Annotated in this window: 15 protein-coding genes and 1 pseudogene; 7 read left to right on the forward strand and 9 right to left on the reverse strand. The window is 40.3% G+C overall.

Annotation, left to right across the window (positions count from 1 at the left end):
• Nucleotides 1–69 precede the first annotated feature (69 nt).
• On the reverse strand, nucleotides 70–780 hold the full coding sequence (locus tag H9I37_RS03740; RefSeq protein ID WP_187381133.1) for a PHP domain-containing protein: 711 nt from the start codon (nucleotides 778–780) through the stop codon (nucleotides 70–72).
• Between the two features lie 172 nt (nucleotides 781–952).
• On the opposite strand from H9I37_RS03740, the gene H9I37_RS03745 reads away from it, so the two are divergent.
• Nucleotides 953–2605 (forward strand): putative manganese-dependent inorganic diphosphatase, encoded by a 1653-nt coding sequence (locus H9I37_RS03745; protein ID WP_187381134.1) that lies wholly within the window; start codon nucleotides 953–955, stop codon nucleotides 2603–2605.
• A gap of 54 nt (nucleotides 2606–2659) precedes the next feature.
• On the opposite strand, the gene guaA is transcribed toward H9I37_RS03745, so the two are convergent.
• The 7 genes from guaA to dnaE all read right to left on the reverse strand — a co-directional run bounded on the left by guaA (nucleotide 2660) and on the right by dnaE (nucleotide 15111).
• Nucleotides 2660–4573, reverse strand: coding sequence for a glutamine-hydrolyzing GMP synthase (gene guaA / locus H9I37_RS03750; RefSeq protein ID WP_187381135.1), 1914 nt, complete (start codon nucleotides 4571–4573; stop codon nucleotides 2660–2662).
• A gap of 126 nt (nucleotides 4574–4699) precedes the next feature.
• Nucleotides 4700–5935: a YhjD/YihY/BrkB family envelope integrity protein gene (locus tag H9I37_RS03755; protein ID WP_187381136.1), complete on the reverse strand. Its 1236-nt coding sequence runs from the start codon at nucleotides 5933–5935 to the stop codon at nucleotides 4700–4702.
• An 18-nt stretch (nucleotides 5936–5953) separates the two neighbouring features.
• Entirely contained in the window at nucleotides 5954–7414 is a 1461-nt protein-coding gene (gene asnS, locus H9I37_RS03760; protein ID WP_187381137.1) for an asparagine--tRNA ligase, read from the reverse strand.
• A gap of 83 nt (nucleotides 7415–7497) precedes the next feature.
• The gene (locus H9I37_RS03765; protein ID WP_187381138.1) at nucleotides 7498–8337 is read right to left on the reverse strand and encodes a sigma-70 family RNA polymerase sigma factor; all 840 of its coding nucleotides are present in this window, start codon (nucleotides 8335–8337) and stop codon (nucleotides 7498–7500) included.
• Between the two features lie 201 nt (nucleotides 8338–8538).
• Nucleotides 8539–10734, reverse strand: coding sequence for an ATP-dependent DNA helicase RecG (locus H9I37_RS03770; RefSeq protein WP_187381139.1), 2196 nt, complete (start codon nucleotides 10732–10734; stop codon nucleotides 8539–8541).
• 8 nt (nucleotides 10735–10742) lie between these two features.
• A complete protein-coding gene (locus H9I37_RS03775) occupies nucleotides 10743–11336 on the reverse strand; it encodes a YggT family protein (RefSeq protein ID WP_187381140.1) in 594 nt (197 codons plus the stop codon).
• 52 nt (nucleotides 11337–11388) lie between these two features.
• A complete protein-coding gene (gene dnaE / locus H9I37_RS03780; protein WP_187381141.1) occupies nucleotides 11389–15111 on the reverse strand; it encodes a DNA polymerase III subunit alpha in 3723 nt (1240 codons plus the stop codon).
• 96 nt (nucleotides 15112–15207) lie between these two features.
• Here dnaE and H9I37_RS03785 point away from each other — a divergent pair, with 96 nt between their 5' ends.
• From H9I37_RS03785 to H9I37_RS03795, 3 genes and pseudogenes are all read left to right on the forward strand, one after another.
• Nucleotides 15208–15660: a low molecular weight protein-tyrosine-phosphatase gene (locus H9I37_RS03785; protein WP_255422549.1), complete on the forward strand. Its 453-nt coding sequence runs from the start codon at nucleotides 15208–15210 to the stop codon at nucleotides 15658–15660.
• Nucleotides 15661–15710: 50 nt separating this feature from the next.
• Complete coding sequence (locus tag H9I37_RS03790) at nucleotides 15711–15902, forward strand: AbrB/MazE/SpoVT family DNA-binding domain-containing protein (protein WP_187381143.1); 192 nt, start codon at nucleotides 15711–15713, stop codon at nucleotides 15900–15902.
• 14 nt (nucleotides 15903–15916) lie between these two features.
• A pseudogene (locus H9I37_RS03795) lies at nucleotides 15917–16120 on the forward strand (type II toxin-antitoxin system PemK/MazF family toxin); the annotation flags it as partial.
• Nucleotides 16121–16193: 73 nt separating this feature from the next.
• Here H9I37_RS03795 and gltX read toward each other — a convergent pair.
• Nucleotides 16194–17771 (reverse strand): glutamate--tRNA ligase, encoded by a 1578-nt coding sequence (gltX, locus tag H9I37_RS03800; protein WP_187381145.1) that lies wholly within the window; start codon nucleotides 17769–17771, stop codon nucleotides 16194–16196.
• Between the two features lie 328 nt (nucleotides 17772–18099).
• Here gltX and H9I37_RS03805 point away from each other — a divergent pair, with 328 nt between their 5' ends.
• The 3 genes from H9I37_RS03805 (at nucleotide 18100) to H9I37_RS03815 (ending at nucleotide 22986) form a co-directional block, all read left to right on the forward strand.
• The gene (locus tag H9I37_RS03805; protein ID WP_187381146.1) at nucleotides 18100–19779 is read left to right on the forward strand and encodes a TDE2508 family outer membrane beta-barrel protein; all 1680 of its coding nucleotides are present in this window, start codon (nucleotides 18100–18102) and stop codon (nucleotides 19777–19779) included.
• Between the two features lie 18 nt (nucleotides 19780–19797).
• Nucleotides 19798–21279, forward strand: coding sequence for a hypothetical protein (locus H9I37_RS03810; protein WP_187381147.1), 1482 nt, complete (start codon nucleotides 19798–19800; stop codon nucleotides 21277–21279).
• A 123-nt stretch (nucleotides 21280–21402) separates the two neighbouring features.
• On the forward strand, nucleotides 21403–22986 hold the full coding sequence (locus H9I37_RS03815) for a glucose-6-phosphate isomerase (protein WP_187381148.1): 1584 nt from the start codon (nucleotides 21403–21405) through the stop codon (nucleotides 22984–22986).
• Nucleotides 22987–23088 lie beyond the last annotated feature (102 nt).

A 23088-nucleotide genomic window follows, 5' to 3' on the forward strand; every position in this document is an offset into this window, starting at 1 on the left:
CTTCAATCATAGAGCAGAAAACAGGTTTGTCAAGATTTTAAGATTCGCGATAGTTTTAAAAGCGGAGTTTCAAGAGATTATCTTTCCCTGATGATTTTTAATCCGATTTGCGTAATCAAACACATCCTCAAGAGGAGTTTCAAAATCCATCCCGCCTACGTGAAAATCGCTTCCAATCGAAAGGAGGCAATTGCAGTCGTGGATGTCTGAACCGCTTGTCATTGGAAAGTTGTATTTTTTTGCATAGATTTCTGCCAACTGATTCTCTTCTATCCGATTGCCACCATTGTAAATCTCAATTCCGTGAATATCGCGTGGGTGTAGGTGAATCGCTTTGATATAATCACGCAATCTAAAAGGATGCGCCTGAATCATAAGTCCACCGATTTTATCTACAGCGTTGAACAATTCCGAATGACACATTTTCTCAACTTCAGGATGAGATAGCAGCCATTTTTTATCTAAGCCGTATATTAAATAATCATCACCGTCAAAAGTTTGCTCCAGTCCAAAAAAAACTTTAAAACTGCCGCCATCGGCACTGTTTATTTCTTCTGCTGTTTCGAGAGCTTGTTCGTATCCTTTGCAGTAGAGTTCAATTCTTTCCTGCCACGGTAAATCAAAAGGAACTGCGGTGTTGCCGCCAAAAAAATGGTCTGTCACAAAAATGCCGTCGTATCCGATTTCTTTGTAAAGTTTTATATAGTCTTTGCCAAATGAGTTACCGCATGCACTTCCTTGACAAGTGTGAAGGTGTGTTTCATATCTGTATGTGTTCATAAAAGCGAGTATATATCATTTTTTTATAGATATAAAGGCATCATGACAACCAAATTGAATTATTGTATAATATGACAAAATGTTTTGTTTTATCAAAATGCTAAAAAATCGGCTTATTTTCACTTGCTTTTCAACTTATTTTTAAAATTGTAAAAATAAAGGTAACAAATATATGAAAAAAACAATTTACATAATCGGACATAAAAATCCCGATACTGATGCCGTTGTTTCGGCGTACGCTTATGCAAAACTAAAAAATCTTTTAGGATATTCGGAATATGTCGCTGCGCGAGCAGGGCATTTAAATCCTCAAACTCGTTATATTTTTGAAAAATTTGCGGTGACCCGTCCTGAATACATTCCTGACTTGATTCCAAAAGTAAAATATTTTATGCAGGACAACGTTGAATGCGTAAACGAAAACGTTTCTGTTTGGGAAGCGATTGGCAGAATGGAGCAGCAGGAAGACCGCGTCACTCCAATCGTAGACAAAGATGGAAAATATGTTTCATTGCTGCACTATTCAGGGTTTGCAAAAGGTGTTCTTACAATCCTCAACCCTGAAAAAAAACATAGTTTGCCGACAAGCATAAACCTTATCTTGAAAACACTTAACGCTCAGCCTCTGATTGTCACTGATGGAGATAAAACGTTTAAAGCTTCAATCCATGTTGGTTCTTCTTCTATCGAATCGTTTACAAAACGGCTTGATGCGCACCGCTCTGAAAATCTTGTCGTGATTGCTTCCGATCGCGAAGATATTCAGAGAGTATGCATAGAACGTAAAATAAAACTTCTGATAATTACAAGCGGCTGCGTAATCGATAAAAAACTCCGCGAACTTGCAGAAAAAAACGGTGTTTCTGTTATCGTCAGCCCTTATTCGACGTCTCCGACTTCGATGTTGATTGCATATTCTATGCCTGTATATGAAATGGGCGATAAAGAAATAAAAACAGTTTCAATGAACGATACAGTCTCAAAAATCAAAGACATTTTAAAAGATGCGCATTGCAAGTATCTTCCTGTTGTCGATGAGGACAACAAAGTGATCGGAATTGTCTCTGAACACGATTTGCTAAAAGAACCTAATGTCGAAGTGATTTTGGTTGACCACAACGAAATAGCGCAGGCTGTAGAAGGTGTCGAACATTATAAAATCAAGGAAGTGATAGACCATCACAGAATCGGGGCAATTCCGACAAAAGACCCAATCACGTTTATCAACCGTCCTGTCGGTTCTACTGCAACACAGATTGCAGGTTTATATCAAGAATATAAAGTTCCAATTCCAAAAGATGTTGCGTCTTTGCTCCTGTGCGGTATTTTATCTGACACGCTGATCCTGCAATCGGCAACTACAACAGATACTGATCGAGATGCTGTTGAATATTTGTCGTCTATCACCGACCTCGATTATAAAGAACTTGGGAATGAAATTATAAAGGCCGGCAGCAACATCAAAGGTCGCGATGCTTCCGATTTGATTCATCAGGATATGAAAGAATACGTTGAAGGAAAAGTTTCTTACACTGCAAGCCAGATTGAAGTTGGGAACACTCGGGAAGTTATGGATCGCAAAGCTGATTTCCTCAAGGAGCTTGAAATTGAACGGCGCGGTCGCAAAACATTGTTCAGTTGTCTTCTTGTCACCGATATCACAAATCTTTCCAGCATTCTTTTAATAGACTACGATTCAAAATTTGAGCAGTTTATCACATGGCCGAAGATGGAAGACAAGGTATACTACTTGCAGGGAGTTGTTTCTCGAAAAAAGCAACTTATTCCGCTTATCACAGAGGCTGTACTAAACTACCAGAAGTGACATGCTCTTGGGAACAATGTTGCGTAGTCGGGCTTTGTGCTGATTAGCTATGTCTTATTCCCAGCCGAATGTTGCAGGCGGTTTATTTGTTGCGTCAAAGTAAAGTGCATCTACAAATGGAAGAGCCGCAATCTGCTCTACAATTTTTCCGAGTATTTCCTTTGGAATCATGGCAAAGCGAGCAGTCATCACGTCTTCTGAAACTACAGGGCGTAAAACAAATGTCGCTCTGTCTGCGCTTGTTGCAAAAGGCAGACCGATTGTAAGGTGCTGGAAAATTTTGTCGTACCAGCCGGCTTTGCGAAGTTCTGTCAAAACAATGTTGTCTACTTCGCGCAGTTGGTCGAGCCGGCGGCGGTCGCAGTAGCCTTCCTGCAATTTAAGGTCTTCATTTTTTACACCTTGTTTTTGGTATAATTTAATGCACGTCCTGTTGATGAATCTGGCTTTATTTGTGATTGCAGAAGAACATGCTTCAATTTTTTCGCGCTTGTTAGGAAAGTGGCGCATTCCGATTTTTGCAGCGTCCGTTCTGTTTGCCCATTCTCCGTCTTTTGCAGACCCAAAATCTAAGATGGCAGGGAAACGATATGTGCGGAAGTCTCCTTGAACGCCGACCGAGCGGACTGGAAGTACATCACGCTTCAGATTTGCCGTACAGTTTGCGCAGAACATATCGAGTGTAACTTCAGCCAATTCTTTTTTAGCAGCGGCGTATTCTTCTTCGTCTTTTTGAGACCATGATTTTCCATCATAGCAAAGCACGTTGATTGAAAGTCCAGGACCGGGGAACGGATGACGCATGATAAGTTGCTCTGGTAGACCTAGCTTGTATCCGATTGCGCGAACTTCATCTTTATATAGCTCTCGGATAGGCTCGATTATCAGACCTTTTTCAATCAGTTTTTGAATACCGTCAACTCTGTTGTGATGAGTTTTAATAGTGTTTGAGTTTTTTGTTCCGCCTGATTCAATGATGTCAGGATACAAAGTTCCTTGTGCGAGTAGCCAGTTATCATCAAGTTTTTGTTTTGATATAACTTCGTTGTAAACTGTTATAAAGTTTTCTCCGACAGCCATCCGCTTTTTTTGTGGGTCTGTGAGCCCTGCGATTGCTTTCAAAAAACTTTCAGAAGCGTCTTCAGTGATAAAGTTTGAAAATCCAAACTTTTTGTAAGCAGCTGCAACTTCGGCACTTTCATTTTTACGCATAAAACCGTTATCGATATGAAGCCCGAGAACTCTTTTTTGCCCGAGAGCTTTGTTTAGAAGCGCAAACGTGATTGTCGAATCTACTCCTCCGCTTAAAAACAAAAGAACGTTTTTGTCACCTGCATCTTTTTTGATGTTTTCCAAGATAATTTGAAGCACAGTTTCGTGATCCCAATTTTTTTCCATTCCGCAATAATTCGCAAAATTCTGAAAAATTCGTTCACCGCAAGGAGTGTCTTTTACTTCGCAGTGGAATTGAAGGCTAAATCTTTTCTTTGCAAGGTTTTGCGTTGCGGCGTATTTGCAATCTTTTGTTGAACCCAAAACTTCAAATCCATCTCCCAATTTTAAAACTCCGTCCTGATGGCTCATCCAGACTTGCTGCTGATGTTCGATCCCTTCAAACAGAGGCGATTTTAGTTTTTCGTTGATGTTGAGCGTCGCAAACCCAAATTCTCCTGTCTCCTGTTTGCCGACTTTTCCGTTGTATCCGAGTTGTACGATATAGTGTCCGTAGCAAAGTCCTAAAATCGGAATATCGAGATTTAAAATTTCCGAATTAAACTCAGGAACTTTTTCATCGTAGACAGATGAAGGTCCGCCGGAAAAAACAATTCCTTTACAATTTTCGAAAACAAAAATATCTGTAGAAGGCAGTGCGATTTCCGAATAATAACCTAACATGCGGAAACGTTTTGCAATCAAATGTGCGTACTGGCTTCCAAAATCTAATACAACAATCTTTGAGCGTGACATATTGAGATTATAATGAAAATTAAACAGAAGTGGAATAGAGATAGGTGTGTGGCGAAGATGCGTTTAAAAACTCAATTGCGCAATTGATAAGTGAACTGTCAGCATGTGAAAATTTCTCTGACTTTTTCAGTCGCGAGTAAAATTGTTTACACGTTCAAGCGCTTTTGCTGATGCTGCCTGATTTTTGCGTATTATCTCTTTGAATTTTTTTGAGCGGATTAAAATCAGTTCAGTTTCACCTTGAACATAAGCTGTTGTCTGTCTTGCAGTATGAAGAAACATCGGAATTTCTCCAAAAAAGTCACCTTTTGAAAACGAAGTTGGAATTCCGTCTTTTGTCTCTACAACGGCTCCGCTGCATATAAAATAAACGTAATCAGCCTTATCGCCTTCTTGATAAACAGTCTCTCCTGATTGATAAACTTTTTTTTCAGATTCGATTTTGTAGACTGAAGGGTTTGCAAATAAAATATTTGCCTTTTGAGTGTAAATCTGCGCAACTACAAGCTCTTCAAAAAACTGACTTACGTAAACCATCTGGGCACAAAAAAGAAAAACAGCAAAGAACATGTATACTCTAAACAAAAAGATGACAAATGTGCTGATTGTCCCGTAGACTACGTTGTAATTTGTAAAGTGCATAAATTTGTTTATGTAGAACGAGAGCAAAAAAGTGATTCCTGTCGAAATCAGTGCGTAGAAAGCCGCAATACGCCATCTTGGTTTGGAACCGCTCATAAATTTGTATGCGTAAACTGTGAATGTATATATCATCAAATATAAAAGACCGGAGATCAAAATGTTTGAGCGCATCCTGAAAACTTGGGGAAACTTGCTTCTTATCTCTTCGAGCACTCTGATGTGTAGAAATTTATTGAACAAAAAAACAAAAATCATCACGACGATAAACAAAATGACAATCGCAAATTCCGATATAAAAGTTATTATTTGGTTTCCTATTGTCACTCGTTTAGATGCTGAAAGAAAGATTCTGTTCATCGCCTGCACAATAGATAAGAACAATTTTCGAGCCATCCATACGACCCAAATACCGATGAATAAATCAATCAGAGAGAGAGACTTTTTATTTATAAGATTTTCTATGACAGGAGCCACATCATAGACTTTTGAAAATTTTTTGCAAAATTCAATTACTATGCCTAAAATTTCCGGCGTTATTTTGAGAAAGCTGATCAAAATTGTAAAGATTATCATCACTACCGGAATAAAAGAAAAAATAAAACTGTACGAACAAGAAGCGGCGCTTTCCCACAAAATATTATCGTCGCCGGATTTAAACGAGAGAAATAAAAATTGTGAGAATTTCGTGATTGCTTGTGATGGCGTCAGTTTATTTTTCATTCAGAGCGCTTTTTATCATTAAAAATCTGCAAGTTTTGGAGCACGCGGATACGGAATTACGTCCCTGATATTTTCCATTCCTGTCACGTAACGTATCAGCCGTTCAAACCCAAGTCCAAATCCCGAGTGTGGAACCGAACCGAACCTGCGCAAATCAAGATACCATTCGTAGTTCGACATATCCATTTTGCGTTCTTCGCATGCTTTTAGGAGTTTTTCATAATTTTCTTCACGTTCAGAACCGCCAATCAATTCGCCAATTCCAGGCACAAGCACGTCTACGGCTTTTACAGTTTTTCCGTCTTCATTTTGTTTCATATAAAAAGATTTAATTTCTTTTGGATAGTTGTAAACCATCACAGGACAGTTGAAAATCTTTTCTGTAAGGTAGCGTTCGTGTTCCGTAGCGATATCGCAACCCCAGTATGGTTTGAATTCAAACTTTGCGCCATTTTTTGAAGCTTCTTCGAGTTTTTCTATTGCGTCAGTGTAAGAAATGCGGACAAATTTTGCGTTTGCAACTTTTTCGAGGCTTTCAATCAGTCCCGGTTGAATCCGTTTGTCGAAGAATTCAAGATCTTCTCGGCACTTTGTCAAAGCCCAATTTAGGAGATATTTTACAAAATCTTCCTGAATGTCCATGTCGTCGTCCAAATCGTAAAAAGCCATTTCCGGTTCTATCATCCAAAATTCAGCAAGATGACGAGGTGTGTTTGAGTTTTCTGCACGGAAAGTCGGTCCAAACGTATATACGCGGCTCAGCGCTGTTGCTAAAGTTTCTGCTTCAAGCTGACCGGAAACAGTGAGGCTCGCTTTTTTTCCGAAAAAGTCTTTTGAATAATCGACAATTTTGTGGGCATCTTCGACTTTCATTCCGCCCTGTCCTGCCTTGACACCTAGCTCTGCAATTTTTTCCATGCTTAAAGTTGTAACTTGGAACATTTCTCCCGCCCCTTCGGCATCGGAGCATGTTATTTCTGGGGCATTTATGTACAGAAATCCTCTTTCTTGAAAAAATGAATGGACTGCAAATGCCAGCTGATTTCTAACTCGATAAACTGCGCCAAAAGTGTTTGTCCTTGCCCTCAGATGTGCAACTTCACGAAGATATTCCATAGACATCTTGTTTTTCTGAAGAGGATATTCTTCAGGATTGCATTTTCCGAGACATTCAATATTTTCAAGAGTAACTTCGACAGCTTGTCCGCTTGCAGGAGATTTTATAAGAGTTCCGGTAGCCCTAACAGAAGCCCCTGTATTCAAAATTTTGAGAGTTTCTTCGATATTATTTACATTTGCATTATCGGAAGGATTAGAGCGGTCAAACGTCAACTGAATATTGGCAAAACAACTTCCATCGTTAACCTGAATAAAAACAAGACCTTTTGAGTCTCGAACCGTACGAACCCAGCCGCAAACTTTAACTTGGCGTCCGTCCGGGTTTGATGATAATAAATCTTTAATTAATACCGGTACCATTGTACCCTCCAATGTGATGTGTTTGGACAGTCTATCACTTTTTAGCGGCAGTAGCAATGAACACGAATATTTTACATTATTTATTAAGCAACGTAAGCTTCGAGTCTGCGTGAACGAGTCGGATGCTGAAGTCTAACTATTGCGTGCTTTTCGATTTGACGTATGCGTTCTTTTGTGAGATCACATTCTTCACCGACTTCTTTAAGAGACATCGGTTTTGCTCCGTTTAAGCCGTATCTCATCTTTATCACGCGAGCTTCATTTGGTCTAAGTGAATCAACAACATTGTTGATTTCTTCTCGCAGTGATTGTCCGATTGCCTGTTCCTCAGGTCTGTCGTATGAATCGTCTTCAAAAAAGTCACCGATTTTTGCATGACCGCTGTCGGAATCATTTATCTCTGCGTCGAGGCTAATCATATCTCGGCTGATGTTTATCATATCGCGCACGTGTTTTGTATCCATGTTGAGCATTGCACCGATTTCTTCATATTCCTGCTGTTCTGTTTTCTTTGAACCTACAATTTTGCGTGCTTGTTCAATCTGAACAAGTTCGTTCGCTCTATTCAATGGAAGGCGAATTGCGCGGCTTTTTTCGCAGATTGCCTTTAAAATGCTCTGACGAATCCACCACACAGCGTAAGATATAAAGTGATATCCTTTTGAAACATCAAATTTATTTACCGCCGTTATAAGCCCGATATTTCCTTCATTGATAAGATCTGTTAAATCTAAACCGTGCTTCTGATACTTTTTTGCAACGTTGACAACAAAACGGAGATTAGAATTTACAAGTTTATTCATAGCTGCTTTATCACCTGCATGTGCTTTGTTAGCAAGTTCAACTTCTTCTTCGTGAGAAATCATAGGAATCTTGTTGATGTCCTTTAAGTACATAGCTAGGATATTTTCATCGTTTGTCATAATTGAATCTCCTTGATTTACAATATATAGTAATATATAGCAAGTTATGTGCCAACGGATGCGATTTTAATAAAAAAAGTTAAAATAATTTATTTTTGTTAGAATTTTGTTGCCGATTTGACTTTTTATAGTTACATTGTCCGATTTTGATACACATTTATTTTGATAAAAAAAATATGTATCATTTTGATACACACTTTTTTATGGCTGATAATTATGGTTATTTTTGACACACATTTCGATTGCATCGGCACGAGCTGCTTCCATAATGTTCATATCGCGGCTTAAATCTGCAAGTTTGAACTCTAATTCTCCAGATTGAATTGTTCCGTTTATCTCGCCGGGTCCTCTCGTCTTAAGATCTTGCTCTGCGATAAAAAATCCATCTGTGCTTTTTCGAAGAGCTTTCATGCGTTCAATTCCTGTTTCTGTGATATCTTTGCTGTAGATTAAAAAGCAAAATGATTGTTCACTTCCTCGCCCTACACGACCGCGCAGCTGATGAAGTTGAGCCATTCCAAACCTGTCTGCCTGTTCAATCACCATGCAAGTTGCATTCGGAACGTCGACGCCTACTTCTACAACTGTTGTAGCGGCGAGCACTTGTGTTTCCCCATCGCGAAAACTCTGTAAAATGCTGACTTGTTGCTCTTCTTCAATTTTTCCGTGAAGCAATGCGCATTTATATTGCGGATATATGCGGCGCGAAAGATGTTCAAAAGCTCGTTCAGCTGATTTTATATTTTGGTCGCTGTCGATCGCCGGGTAAACAAAATACGCCTGTCTGCCTTTTTCAAGTTCTTTTCTGACAGCTTCATAAGCGTTTAATTCATTGCCTTCTTTTACAAGATAAGTTGTGATAGGTTTTCTTCCTGAAGGCAATGTGTGGATTACAGATATATCAAGGTCTCCAAAAACGGTAAGCGCCAGGCTCTGTGGAATAGGTGTCGCACTCATCATCAAAATATTAGGTTCAAATGTTGTGTTTTTGTATGTTTTTTTTCCTTTTTCTATGATTGCTTGACGCTGGAGCACTCCAAAACGGTGCTGTTCATCTATAACAGCGAGTTCAAGATCTTTATATTCAACTTGGGCAGAAAAAAGGGCGTGTGTTCCGATAACGATATCGATTTCTCCAGCTTTCAAAGCTTTTAATAATTGTGTTCTTCCTGCTGCGCGCAGATTACCTGTAAGAAATGCGGTCCGCACTCCCAAACTGCCGAGCATTTTTGCCGTATTTTCCGCATGCTGTCTTGCAAGAATTTCAGTCGGGGCGAGCAATGCGCATTGACCTTTCCAATTTATTATTCGCAGGCATAAAAATAGAGATACAAGAGTTTTTCCTGAACCGACGTCTCCTTGTAAAAGGCGAGCCATCGTAAATGACGGTCTGATTGGAGGTGGCAGCCCGCGATCAAGCTGGTTTAGTATTCGTTCACGCTCTGTGTAGCTGCGGTCAATTTCAAGGTTCATCTCATAGATAACTTTCATCTGGTCTTGAGTTAGCGCAAAAGGGAATGTTTCCAAAAAGCTTTTTTGAAGCGGCGAGAGCGAATTTGAAAATTGCTCGACCGTGATGTTTGAAGTTGTAATGCCCGAAATGTTTGCAGGTGTTGCCGAAACGTTGTTTTTATTTCCGCGTCGGTTGTAGGCACGGCGCGCAATAATCTGTTGAAAAAGATAAAGCTCTTCGTAGACGAGAGTGCTGCGTGCTTTTTCTGCTTGTTCTATAGATCCAGGCTGATGAATGAGCCTGATAGCTGTCTGTTTGTCTAAAAGCTTGTGTTTTGCTATCAATTCTTCTGGAAGCTCGTTTTCAATTCCGTGTGCGTATTGCCTTATCGCCTGAGATATAGCTTTGAAAACTGATCTTTGGGTAAGCCCTGCTGTAAGCGGATAGATTGGAATTATGCCTGTTTCGAGAGGTTTTATTTCAGATATGGAAGCGTTTGATTCTGCTCGGTCATGAGTGTCAGGAAAAAAAACATCGTGATGAACAGCTACTTCAAAAGCAGTGCTCTGTAAGCTGTTGTATTTTACAAAAAACTGCCCCGTGACAGTCGCAACAGTTCCCGGAACCAGAACTTTTTCCAAAAATCCACGATTAAAGCAGATAAGTTCTGCAGTTGCAGTTCCATCGTCGATAATTATTTTAAGAGTGCGCATTGTGCCATAGCCAAACCATTGCTGACCTATAACTCTTGCAACTGTATGGACTTTGCTGTGCTTGCTAAATTCTTTTAGTGTCACTTTTTGAGTTCTGTCTTCGTAATCTCGTGGAAAATACTGAAGCAAATCTCCGATTGTGAAAATATTCACCTTTGCGAGAGATTTTGTGAGCTGAGGTCCGATTCCGGAGATTGAAGAAACAGGATTTTTTATGTCGCCGACACGCAATTTTTTTTCTAAAACGGAATCTTATAACAGAGATTTACAAGCGCATTGATGACAAAGCGACCTGCAACGATTATTACAACGAACGAAATCCATGTTATCAAAAGCGCTGTCTGATAACTTACAGTTTTTTTAGTAAATGTCGATGCAACTTTGTAGGCAATTTTGCTTATCATCATATCAACTTGATTCCAGCCTGATTCGTAAGATGTGTAACCTTTGTGAATTAAAAGCACAATCCATCTTATAAAAATCAAAAGAATAAATATAGAAAGAATTGAAGTCAAAATATTCCACAGCATGTAGATGATTGTTGCGATTATACCGCCAAAATAAATGCGTCCTGTTCCTTGTATTCCGGCAACGATTGAAGACAAAACCGAAAGAAGCCCGAGAGAAATTATCGGGGAAAAGTCTATGTTTCCAATTCGCAAAAATCCTAATTTTGAAAAAAAGTTCATGTATGGTTCGCAGAGTGAAGATATTACCTTTCCAAACTTTGTGAACCTAGCACCTGGAAACCAAGAGAGCAAAATATATATAAAACATAAAAGAGTGTACAGAGAAAGAGCCCCTGCAATGACGGAAAGAATAATTGAAATCAAATTGAGCCTCCAAAATGACTGCCTAACTTTTTATTTTAGACAGTTGATAAGACTATTCAGTCCAGACTTGTTTTACATAACTGATATCGCGGAGTTCTTTTAGGGTTGAATCCGATGTAGTCAGTGAAATCTGTTCGTTAGCCTTGATGACATAAGGATTATTTCCAGTGTCTATATGAAAATATACTGAACAATTGCCTGTTTTATCTAGTAAAAAATTCTTTAATTCTGAAATTCCTGATTCGGAATTGAATGAAGTGTCGAGCATTATGTGAACGGATTTTGCGGCGTGCATTTCCAATTTGTCTGCATCTTCAATTTCATCTACAATCATAGACGGAGTTTCGCGAGAGCCGTCGACTTTTCCTTTGAACGCATAGATTCCGGTGTCTTCAATCTGAGGTTTTAGAACTTCCCATGTTTTTGGGAAAAATGTCAGGTCAATCTGACCGTCATAATCGCTGAGCTTTGCAAACGCCATGCGGTCGCCCTTTTTAGTTGTTATTTCGTGAATGCCTGTTATCACTCCAAGCGCGATATATGATTTTCCCGAATCTTTCATCTGCCACGGTTTTACCCCGCCTGCTTCAAGTGCAGCTTTTTCGGCTTTGCTCTCTGCCGCAATTCTTTCGATATTTGAGGCACGCAATGTAACTGCATTTTCTATTACCTTTTTATATTGATCGAGCGGATGTCCGCTTACATAGCAACCGATGCATTCTTTTTCCATATTGAGAAGTTCCATCTTAGGCATATCATCTATCACATTGAATTTGAAATCCATCTGAACTTGATCTTCTTCTGCGAGCTCCCCAAACAAGTCTCCTTGTCCGTTCCGTTTGTCTTCAAGAATATCGTCTACAAATGCAAGTGCAGCATCCATGTTAGCTAGTAAAGTCGATCTGTTGTAGATTTTATCTTTAGATTCTCCGAGATTGTCAAGCGCACCTGTTTTTATTAAAACTTCAATTGCCTTTTTGTTTACGAGAGTTTTTTCGCGCCCTTCTTCATCTTTCTCTGTGATAGCACAGACTCTTTTTATAAAGTCCATAAAGTTTTTGTACTTGCCGTGCTCCTCACGCTCCCTTACGATTGCTTGTGCGGCTGCCTCTCCCATGCCTTTAATGCCTTTTAAGCCAAAAACAATTCGTCCGTCAACGACGTCAAAAACTATATCTGAGCGGTTTACATCAGGGGGATCAACTGCGACTCCAATTTTTCGTGCTTCTTCAATGTAAAAAGGAAGTCCGTCTGTAGATGTGATTTCATTTGTCAAGTTTGCTGCCATAAATTCAGCGGGGTAGTGTGCCTTTAACCATCCTGTACGGTATGCCAAAACAGAGTATGCTGCTGCGTGAGATTTGTTGAAGCCGTAGCCTGCAAAAGGAACCATTATTTCAAATATCTCGCCGGCATGTTCTTCTGTATATCCGTTTTTTAGAGCGCCTTCTATAAAGTCTTTCTTCTTGCCCATCAAAACTTCAGGCTTTTTCTTACCCATGGCACGGCGAAGCATATCGGCACCGCCAAGAGAAAATCCCGCGATAATCTGTGCCACTTTCATTATTTGTTCTTGATAGACCATTACGCCATACGTCTCTTTAAGTAAATCTTCGAGGGCAGGATCAGGATAGTTGATAGTTTCCGGTTTCCATTTTCCTTCGATGTACTGAGGAATGTAATTCATAGGACCCGGTCTGTAGAGCGCATTCAACGCAACAAGGTCTTCGAGTTTTTCAGGCTGAAACTGGCGCAAAATTTTTTGCATGCCGGGCGACTCAAACTGAAATACTGCAACAGAGTCTCCTCGACAGAAAAGCTCGAAAGTTTTTTTATCTGTTTCCGAGACTTCTGCAGTCAAAAATTGTTTTTCTCCTGCCTTTTTATGTTTGTTGATAATTGATTCTGCGTATCTGATAAGGGAAAGAGTTTTTAATCCGAGATAGTCGAACTTTACAAGACCGCAAGGCTCAATTATATCCATCGTGTACTGCACGCCTATTTCGCCTGTTTTTGGGTCTTTGAATACAGGTGCCCAATTAGGAAGGTCTGTCAGACCGATAACCATACCTGAAGCGTGCAGACCTGTATTTCTCTTTACACCTTCAAGCTTGAATGCCAGTTCAAAAAGTTCTTTATAACGCGGATCATCTTTGTATTTAATAAGCTGACCGCCGTCAGGAAATTTATCTGTCGGAGGACTAAATGCGTCTTTTAACCTAGCGCTAGGGTTAGCAGGCACGCACTTTTTGAGCATATTTACTTCGCTCAGCGGGATTTCCAAAATGCGTCCAACATCGGCAATGCAGTTTTTTGGTTTCAAAGTACCGAACGTCACGATGTGTCCAACGTTTGCGTCTCCGTAAAGGTCTCGAGTGTGCTGGATTATATCTTGCCTGTAGTCAAAATCCATATCTACGTCAAAGTCAGGCATAGAAACTCGTTCAGGGTTCAAAAATCGCTCAAAGATAAGCCCGTAGCGGAATGGGTCGATATCGGTGATTGTCATTGCGTACGCGACTAGAGACCCCGCCCCCGAACCTCTTCCAGGTCCGATTGGAATATATGGTTTTGGTTTTTTATTTACGCTGTCGTAAGTAGATTTTGACCAGTTTATAAATTCCCAAACAATTAAAAAGTATCCTGAAAATCCCATAGAAAAAATCGTATTCATCTCGTAATCTGCGCGGGCGCGGATTTCAGGAGTGATTTCCTTATATCTATTTTTTAAACCGGTCTCAACAATATGTCTTACATAATCGTTTTGGTTTGCCTGATAGTCGTCTCCGTGAGTGCGGAACTCCTGCGGCAGTTCAAAACGCGGCAGACACTCTTTTAATTCCGAAGTTGAATATTGTTTTATTGTTAGATTGCACATATTTGCAATCTTGACAGTGTTGTCGAATGCGTCAGGACATTGAGGAAAAATAGCGCGCATTTCCTGTTCTGTTTTAAAATACCACGAATCAAGGTCTTTATCGCCGCCCATCTTTGAGTGTTCTTTGTGAAGAAAATTCTTAAAGCCGATACACCTTAAAGCATCTTGAGCGACTGAGTCTTCTCGTTCGACATAGTGAACATCGTTTGTCGCAACTAGCGGAATATCTAGTTTGCGTGCAAGGGCAATCATTTTTTCGGCGACAATTTTTTGTTCAGGAATACCGTGATTTTGAATTTCAATGTAATAATGGTCGGGACCGAACAAGTTTTTGTATCTCAATGCAAGTTCTTCGGCTTCCGCATCCATGCCGGCGAGCAGCAGCTGCGGAAGTTCCCCTTGTATACATGCAGAACAACAGATTAACCCTTCGTGATATTTTTCGAGAAGCTCGTAGTCTATGCGCGGCTTTCCGTAATACAAACCTTCTGTGTAAGCGATTGAAGAGAGCCATGAAATATTTTCGTAACCTTTTTGATTTTCGCATAGCAAGATAAGGTGAAAATAGTGTGCGCGGCGTTCTCCTTCTTCTCCTTTTCGAGAATATGGAACATCATTTTTTTCAAGATGGCTTCCGTAAGCGACGTAAAATTCTTCTCCGACTATCGGGTTGATTCCGTTTGCATGGCACAGTTTTTCAAAATTTAGAGCCCCGAACAGATTTCCGTGGTCTGTAAGAGCGAGTGCTGGCATATTTAAAGACTTTGCTTTTGCGACGAGCTTATCAAGCGTGGCGCAGCTGTCTAAAAGAGAGTAGTCAGAATGCACATGAAGATGAACAAAGTTAGCTACCGGAGTTCCTTCCGGGGCTGCGTCAAAAACGTGATAATCAGCCATAAAAATATGCCTCCCCAAAAGCAGAATAAATTGATTGTTTATATCCTATTGTATGGTTTTCGATTATAAAATAATATTTGAAATATGTTAAGTATAATGTTCGTGTGCCATGGGAATATATGTCGCTCTCCTATGGCAGAATTCGTAATGAAAGATATTGTCCGTAAAACAGGTCTCGAGTCTGAAATTTTGGTAGAATCAGCAGCGACAAGCACAGAAGAAATCGGCAATGATATTCACCGAGGAACAAGACAAAAACTGACGAAAGAAAACATTCCTTTTACGCAGAGGTCAGCTCGTCAGATTACATCGGACGACTATCAAAAGTTTGATTATCTGATTGGAATGGACGATGAAAATATTTTTAATATGAGGCGGCGGTGGAACAATGACCCCGAAAATAAAATTTTTCTGCTCCTTGAGTTCGCCGGAAAAACACGTGAAATTACAGACCCATGGTACACTGGGAATTTCGAAAACACTTATTCAGATATTGTCGAAGGCTGCAACGGCTTGATGAAAGATATACTGAAAAGATTAGGAAAATGATGTTGACAAATAAAAGTCACCACACAATAATTATACAAGGGTGATGCAATATGTTAGTTTCAGTAGTAACTATCGGAAATTCTCGAGGAATTCGGTTTCCTAAACTTGTATTAGATAAACTCTGCGTAAAAGACAAAATGGATATGGAAGTAACTGAAAAAGGTATACTCCTGACTCCTGTAAATGATTTACCACGCTCTAATTGGGCAGCGGCATTTTGCAAAATGCACAAAATGAAATGAATCACAACATTTAAACTGCAATAGTTGCCCCAATGACAACAAAGTCACATGCATACCCAACTAGAATTAAAGTGGAGTTTGATGGTAAAAACTGTTGGATCGTTTTAGACCAGATCAGAACTGTTGATAAAATTCGGCTTGTAAAACATTTAGGAAAAATTTCGAAAAAGACGATTTTAGACGTAAAAAAAGTTATAAAAGAGATGTTGTTTGACTAGCGACAGGCTGTCGAGAAAGTAATCGACTTTTGAGACAGCCCCATTTTTTTATAACAGCTTTGCCTGTTTTTGATTACAATGCAGCGATTGTTTTTTCAATGCGTGCGATCGATTTTTCTTCGCCGAGAACAATAATTGAGCCTATCAGCGGTGGAGAGACGCGGCTTCCAGTTACAGCCATGCGAATAGGCATCATAAAGTCACCGAGCTTAATCCCGAGTTTTTCAGCGGTTGACTTTGCAAGCTCTTCGGCTTCTTCGTGATTCAATTTGAATACTTGATGAACAAAATCTTTAGCCGCCTCTAAAACTTCTTTCGTCTTTGCAATATCTAGTTTTTTTGGGATAATCTGCTCTGCCGGTGGGACTGCAGGCTCTGTGAACATAAAGTGAATCATCTCCGCAGCTTCTGTCAAGAATTTCAGCCGTTCCTGAATCAAAGGCATTAGCCCCATCAAAGTATTTTTTACGTCTTCTGACGACATATTCATCGATTTGTCTACGCAGTAAAGTTGACCGTTTTCGTCAAGCGCAACTCCAGAGAATTCCGGCCCGACGTTCGGTTTTGGCTGCGGATTTTCCGGATTTATTTCCAACATAGCGTCGCCTGTTCCTGTTATAAACGGCAAAGTCCATTTGTACAATTCTTCTATCGAGAGGCGACGGATATAGTTTGCGTTGTAATATTCGAGCTTTTTATAGTCGAATACTGCCGGCGCTTTGTTCAAATGCTCCAGTTTAAAAGCATTGGAAAGCTCTTCAAGAGTGTAAAATTCTTTTCCCTCTTCGTACGAGCACCCTAGCATTGCTACATAATTTACAATAGCCTGAGGCAAATATCCCCGCGCGCGGAATTCATTTACAGAAGTTGAGCCGTGTCGTTTTGAAAGTTTTTTTCCGTCTGAACCGTTTACCATTGGAAGATGGCAGAACTCCGGATGTTCCCAGCCGAACGAACGGTACATTTGAACGTGCAGCGGTGTTGATGGAATCCATTCCTGAGCGCGCATTACGTGAGAAATCTTCATAAAGTGGTCGTCAACAATATTCGCAAGGTGATATGTTGGAAATCCGTCTGATTTGAGCAAAACAGGATCAGGAGAAATATCTTCATTTTTCCACTCAATGTCGCCGAGAATGTGGTCATGGAATTTTGTAACGCCTTCCATTGGAACTTTTAGCCGAATGACGTAAGGTTTTCCAGCATCGAGATTTGCCTTAACTTCTTGCGCAGTGAGGTGGCGGCAGTTGCGGTCGTAGCCGGGAGCCATTTTGTTTTCAGTCTGAATTTTTCTGATGCGGTCTAATCGTTCAGCGTCGCAAAAACAGTAATACGCTTCGCCGTTTTCAATAAGTTTCATAGCGTATTCTTTGTAAAGCGCAAAACGCTCGCTCTGAACATAAGGACCGAACGGACCGCCCTTAGAGCCCCCCTCGTCCCAGTCAATGCCAAGCCAATCCATTGTATCATAAAGATTTTTTACATATTTTTCGTCGTAGCGTGTGCGGTCTGTGTCTTCAAGGCGAAGAATAAATTTTCCATTTTTTGAACGAGCAAAAAGATAATTGAACAAAGCTGTTCTTACTCCGCCGATGTGCTGCATTCCTGTCGGAGACGGAGCGTAACGAACGCGAACCTCTTTTTCTTGCATATATTTACCTCATCAACATTATTAACAATGCTCGCATTATATAAAAAAGAAGTTTTTTATACAATTATGATTAGACAATTGTCCGAGTGCCGCATCCTTTTCAATACCTGCGATATTGTATTTTCTGATTGAGGAAATTGCTTGTCTCTTTCTATATTTGCGACATGATTATTGACAATCTAAAAATACGATATAAAATATATCCTAAGGAAAAGTTATTTACGAGTCGGTGAGAGTTTAATTTGTAAAAAATCAAAATTATGATGCAGATACTCTTATGACTCTTAATTACTTTAGTTTGCAAAAATCATACAAAAGGAGATAAAGTATGAAAAAAAAATTAAATGCTTTCGGCAAGAAAATTTTTGCAGGAAGTTTAATGTTGGCTTTGGCAGCCGCAGCGTTCGCCGAAAGCCCTGTTTCGACAGCAAGTCAAAGTCTGTTTTCTAACGATGTCGATGACGTTATGAGCGTTACAGACTTTTATACCGTAGAATTCAGCAAGTTTATTGCTTCCGCGCAAGCTTCCAGTTCAAGTGTCTACCAAGCTGACGGCGCTTTTAAAATTAAAGACATTTTAATTGCGGGCGGATACGAAGGTTCTATTTTTGCTTCAGAGACTAAATCCGAAGCCGGCGGAACTTGGACTTATACCCTAGATTCTAATACCGGCAAAGTTGTAAAAACCGTAAAAAACGGTACACTCAAAACAACAGGAACTCGAACAGGCGCTTATAACAGCTTTACCGCATTGGTCGGATTCGGAAACATCGGTGTAAAAGCCAAGATGTTTTTTTCGAATAACGACGCACATGGCTCTTATGACAACAGTTTTGCAACAGCACAAGATTCCGTAACAACTGTAACGGACGACAAAGGAAACGTTATCACAACCGCGTCTACAACTTATGACCACAAAGGTTATCAAAAATACCACTCTATTGTTCCTCGCATTGAAGCCGGAATGACGCTCGATATCGCCGGAATGAAACTGCAGCCAATAGTCGGTTTCGCTGCGTATATTGACACTGAAAACAACTACAGTAAAAAATCAGTATTGCAAAACGGCGGTACAACATGGTCGACAGTTGATGTTACTAAAGGTGAGGTTGCGGATTCAGTATTTGATCTTGACCCGACAGTCGGCGCAACTTTGACAATTCCGACAAAGTATGTTTCAAACATAATCGGATTGTCTTACACCGGAGAGTTTAATATTTTTAATTCTAAATACGTAGACGCGTTCGGCAATTCAAGAAAAGCGTCTGCCAACGGCATTGTAACAACTACAATAGTACCGAAAAACTACGACCCGGCTACTTTTAATCCTCTTACATCATATACGGGAGAAAAAGTTACTGTAACAACAGCCGGCACTACCGACCAAAAAGATATAAAAAACAATCTTGCTATTGGCTATACGGCAAAGTCGGATATTTCCGACAAACTTACTTTGGTGGGAAATATTTCCGCAAACGTAAGGATTGTAAGCACTTCAAAGACAGAATGGACAGAAACTACGACTAAAGATTTCTTTAAAAGAGTTGACGGCACAACAAGAACTGTAGAAACAACGACTATCAGCGCAAAAAATGCAGAATCGGCATCGGGTTTTGATGTTTCTCCAAACATTACATTCGGCTTAAAATACGTCGTAATTCCTTCAAAGTTTAATTTCTTAGTTTCAGCTCAAGCGGCTTTACCTAGCTTTACGTATAAAAATGAAGTTGCTCCACATCAGGTTGCGACATCCGTTACAACAACAAAAACTACTGATTTTGACGGTAGCGTAACAGAGTCAAAAACTTACGGCACAACACCAACTGGGGGAAACCTCGGTACTGTTACAAAAACTGCGGAATGGAAAAAGCTTAGTGCTCCATCCGTAAAAATGGGCTTCCAGTGGTTTATGACAGAAAATTTTGAGTTTGACACGTCTTTAAATGTTAGTATGAGCAACGGACTTTTCAACGGCCGAGTTACAGTTGCCGGTGCACTCAAATTTTAAGACAAGGAGGAAAAATATATGAAAAAGATTTATACTATTTTTGCCGCGACTGCCGCTTTGTTGGCGCTTGCAGGCTGTACAAATGCGATAGTACAAAAAAACTCTGCAGAGGTTGGTTGGACAGCAGAACAATATGAAAACAGAATTAAGGAACTGGACTCTCCTAATGGGAATGTGACTGCCACAGGTCATACAAGAGCTCCATTTAAGATGGTTGGTGCCGATATACATAGTACTTCAACAGATGGAAAGTCACGGACTGTTAAGTTGAAGTTCTCTAAAGATGTAGACCCTAATACTGTAAGCGGAATTAAAATATATAAAACCTCAGATACTTCGGATACGACAAATACCGTTATGATGTATACTGAGACTCCTATTTCATACACTGCTCAGGTAATTAAAAATGATGTGCATGTCACATTTGATCCGTCAACGTTCCGTACCGCATTGCTTGAAATCGATCCGGCTGTTTTAGCCTCTGTTTCCGGTCAAAAAATAGATACCGACGGTGACGGCGTAGAAGGTGAGGCGGACGACGATGTATACTTGAGTTATTATTATTCTGCAATCTCGGGTACAGACATGTCATTGCCTGCATCTCCTGCCGGACTTGATAAAATGATTCCTGTGTATAATAAACTGGCATCTCCGACCGTTCTCCCATACGATGAAACCGACGGCACAATAAAAATGACTTTTGATACGTGTGAGGATGTTTTCCGCAGCAATATTAAAATTCAGTATCTTTCTAACGGCGCTTGGACAGATGCCAACGTTATTTCTGCTTTTACAAAAGTAGCAGACCCGGCACCCGCTAATAATCTTAAAGGTAAAAGTGAGGCTATCTTTACGATAAACCCGAAATTCGCTTCTAAAACATCTTATAGAGTTTTGTTGACTAACAGAAAGAGCATTAAGACTGTAAACAAATACCGCGGCTACATAAGAAAACTTGAGACGGATAATTTTGCAAACGATTTTGCTGTGTTGGACACCGGCTTTATCGGTACTTACGGTACAGCAGAGTATAAAAAGGCGCACGCTGCAGGCAACCCTGTAGCTGTAACTACCGACGTTAATTTTTACGGCTATTTGACTTCATTTACCGTTTTTCTTACGGCTAAAGGTTCTTTAGACGGTACAACAAAGCCTGCTGCAAATTTCTGCGGAGTAACGGACGTTTCAAAACTGCTTTTCAAAGACGGCGGCGCTAACGCTCTTTCTATCGGCGAGTTGATAGCACAGCCTGTTGAAAGTTCTAAGACAGGTCCTGCCGGTCACGAATATTACTTTAAAATAAAATATGTTTTGAAGACTCCGGTTTATGTAAACAACAATGCTAATATGAGAGTGTATGTAGACCCTACTCTTCAGTTGAACTATTTTGACGGAACGAGTGTAACAAGTATTTCACTCGGTTTTGATAAAGCCAAATCAGAGGAAACGGTTGAACTTTCTCCGGAAAAAACTGCTTGTTACTACATAGCAAACAATTAATTGACATTCAATTAAAGTTGCAAAAGACCGTCAAGTTTTTGGCGGTCTTTTTTTTTAGTTTATTGTATCGATTGGGGGAATCTACTATAATGCTTTTAAACAAATGTAGTGCGAGGTGCGATTATGATTGCTTGGTCAAATGCTGACACTCTTTCTTCATGGAAGAAACTTCAGGCTCTTAAAGGTATGGTTTGCGTTGCCGATGAACTTTCAAGTTCAGGTGCTGTAGACCGTATTAAAAAATATTCAATTCCGATGGGCGGTTCGCTCACTTACAATTACGCGGCGAAACAGGTCAACGAACAGATTCTAAAAACTCTTTCTGAACTGGCAGATGAAGCCCAGCTTGTTGAAAAATATCAGGCGCTTTTAGACGGCGTTGTAATCAACACTGGCGAAGGGCGAATGGTTTTGCATCAGCTTACACGCGGTCAGCTCGGCAAAGACGTTGTTGCAGACGGCGTGAACAAACGTGAATTTTACAAGCAAGAGACTAAACGAATAGCTGAATTTGCCGAAAAAGTTCACAGTGGAAAATTGCTCAATGAAAAAGGCGAAAAATATACGACAGTTTGCCAGATTGGAATCGGCGGCTCTGATTTGGGACCTCGCGCTATGTATCTTGCTTTAGAAAACTGGGCAAAGAAAAACAACACTTTTAAGATGACAGCGAATTTTATTTCTAATGTTGACCCTGATGACGCCGCAAGCGTTGTAAAATCGCTAGATATTTCAAAGACTATATTCATCCTAGTCTCTAAATCGGGAACGACGCTTGAAACACTTACAAACGAGTCTTTTGTAAAAGATTTTATTAAAAAGGCCGGATGCGACTCCTCTAAACACATGATTGCAGTTACATCGGAAACTTCACCTTTGGCACACAACCCAGACTATATGGAAGCGTTCTACATGGACGATTACATAGGCGGACGTTATTCTTCAACTTCCGGAGTTGGGGGCGCTGTTTTGAGCCTTGCTTTTGGTCCAAAAGTGTTTCAGGAATTTCTTGACGGTGCTGCCGAAGAAGATAAGCTTTCTCTAAATAAAGATATTTTAAAGAACCCTGCAATGATGGACGCTCTGATTGGTATTTACGAGCGCAATGTTCAAGAATATCCTTCGACCGCGATTTTGCCGTACTCGCAGGCGCTTTCGCGTTTTCCGGCTCATCTGCAGCAGCTCGACATGGAATCTAACGGAAAATCAGTGAACCGCGACGGTCAAAAAATAAGCTATCTCACAGGTCCTGTGATTTTCGGCGAGCCGGGAACAAACGGTCAGCACTCTTTTTATCAGCTGCTCCATCAAGGAACTGATATTGTTCCGCTTCAGTTTATAGCGTTCCGGGAAAATCAGACAGGGCAGGACGTAGTGATTGAAGATTCCACAAGCCAGGTAAAACTTTGCGCAAATGTTGCCGCTCAGATTGTCGCTTTTGCTTGCGGCAAAAAAGATGAAAATCCTAATAAATCTTTTGCAGGAAACAGACCTTCAAGTTTGATTTACGGAAAGCAACTTTGTCCTAAAACTTTGGGCGCATTGCTCGCTCACTTTGAAAACAAAGTTATGTTCCAAGGGTTTGTATGGAATGTAAACAGTTTTGACCAGGAAGGTGTTCAGCTCGGAAAAAAACTCGCCAAGACTGTCCTTTCAGGAAATATGGAAGGAGCGTTAAAGTCTTACGCGAGCCTTTTGATAAAGTAAATACTTTTGTTCGCCGGCAAATGTAAAGTCACGCCGGCGAGCAAGTTGCCGCCTTGCAAATAAGGTGTCGGTGCGCAACAAGATTGCAGTGAGCAAACTGCC

The sequence above is a fragment of the Treponema sp. Marseille-Q3903 genome, assembly GCF_014334335.1.
GTDB lineage: Bacteria > Spirochaetota > Spirochaetia > Treponematales > Treponemataceae > Treponema_D.

Excerpts from the sequence above, each read along its gene's own strand:
- H9I37_RS03740 (WP_187381133.1), bottom strand. The coding sequence starts at position 780 with ATGAACACATACAGATATGAAACACACCTTCACACTTGTCAAGGAAGT.
- H9I37_RS03745 (WP_187381134.1), top strand. The coding sequence starts at position 953 with ATGAAAAAAACAATTTACATAATCGGACATAAAAATCCCGATACTGAT.
- guaA (WP_187381135.1), bottom strand. The coding sequence starts at position 4,573 with ATGTCACGCTCAAAGATTGTTGTATTAGATTTTGGAAGCCAGTACGCA.
- H9I37_RS03755 (WP_187381136.1), bottom strand. The coding sequence starts at position 5,935 with ATGAAAAATAAACTGACGCCATCACAAGCAATCACGAAATTCTCACAA.
- asnS (WP_187381137.1), bottom strand. The coding sequence starts at position 7,414 with ATGGTACCGGTATTAATTAAAGATTTATTATCATCAAACCCGGACGGA.
- H9I37_RS03765 (WP_187381138.1), bottom strand. The coding sequence starts at position 8,337 with ATGACAAACGATGAAAATATCCTAGCTATGTACTTAAAGGACATCAAC.
- dnaE (WP_187381141.1), bottom strand. The coding sequence starts at position 15,111 with ATGGCTGATTATCACGTTTTTGACGCAGCCCCGGAAGGAACTCCGGTA.
- H9I37_RS03785 (WP_255422549.1), top strand. The coding sequence starts at position 15,208 with ATGTTCGTGTGCCATGGGAATATATGTCGCTCTCCTATGGCAGAATTC.
- H9I37_RS03790 (WP_187381143.1), top strand. The coding sequence starts at position 15,711 with ATGTTAGTTTCAGTAGTAACTATCGGAAATTCTCGAGGAATTCGGTTT.
- gltX (WP_187381145.1), bottom strand. The coding sequence starts at position 17,771 with ATGCAAGAAAAAGAGGTTCGCGTTCGTTACGCTCCGTCTCCGACAGGA.
- H9I37_RS03805 (WP_187381146.1), top strand. The coding sequence starts at position 18,100 with ATGAAAAAAAAATTAAATGCTTTCGGCAAGAAAATTTTTGCAGGAAGT.
- H9I37_RS03810 (WP_187381147.1), top strand. The coding sequence starts at position 19,798 with ATGAAAAAGATTTATACTATTTTTGCCGCGACTGCCGCTTTGTTGGCG.
- H9I37_RS03815 (WP_187381148.1), top strand. The coding sequence starts at position 21,403 with ATGATTGCTTGGTCAAATGCTGACACTCTTTCTTCATGGAAGAAACTT.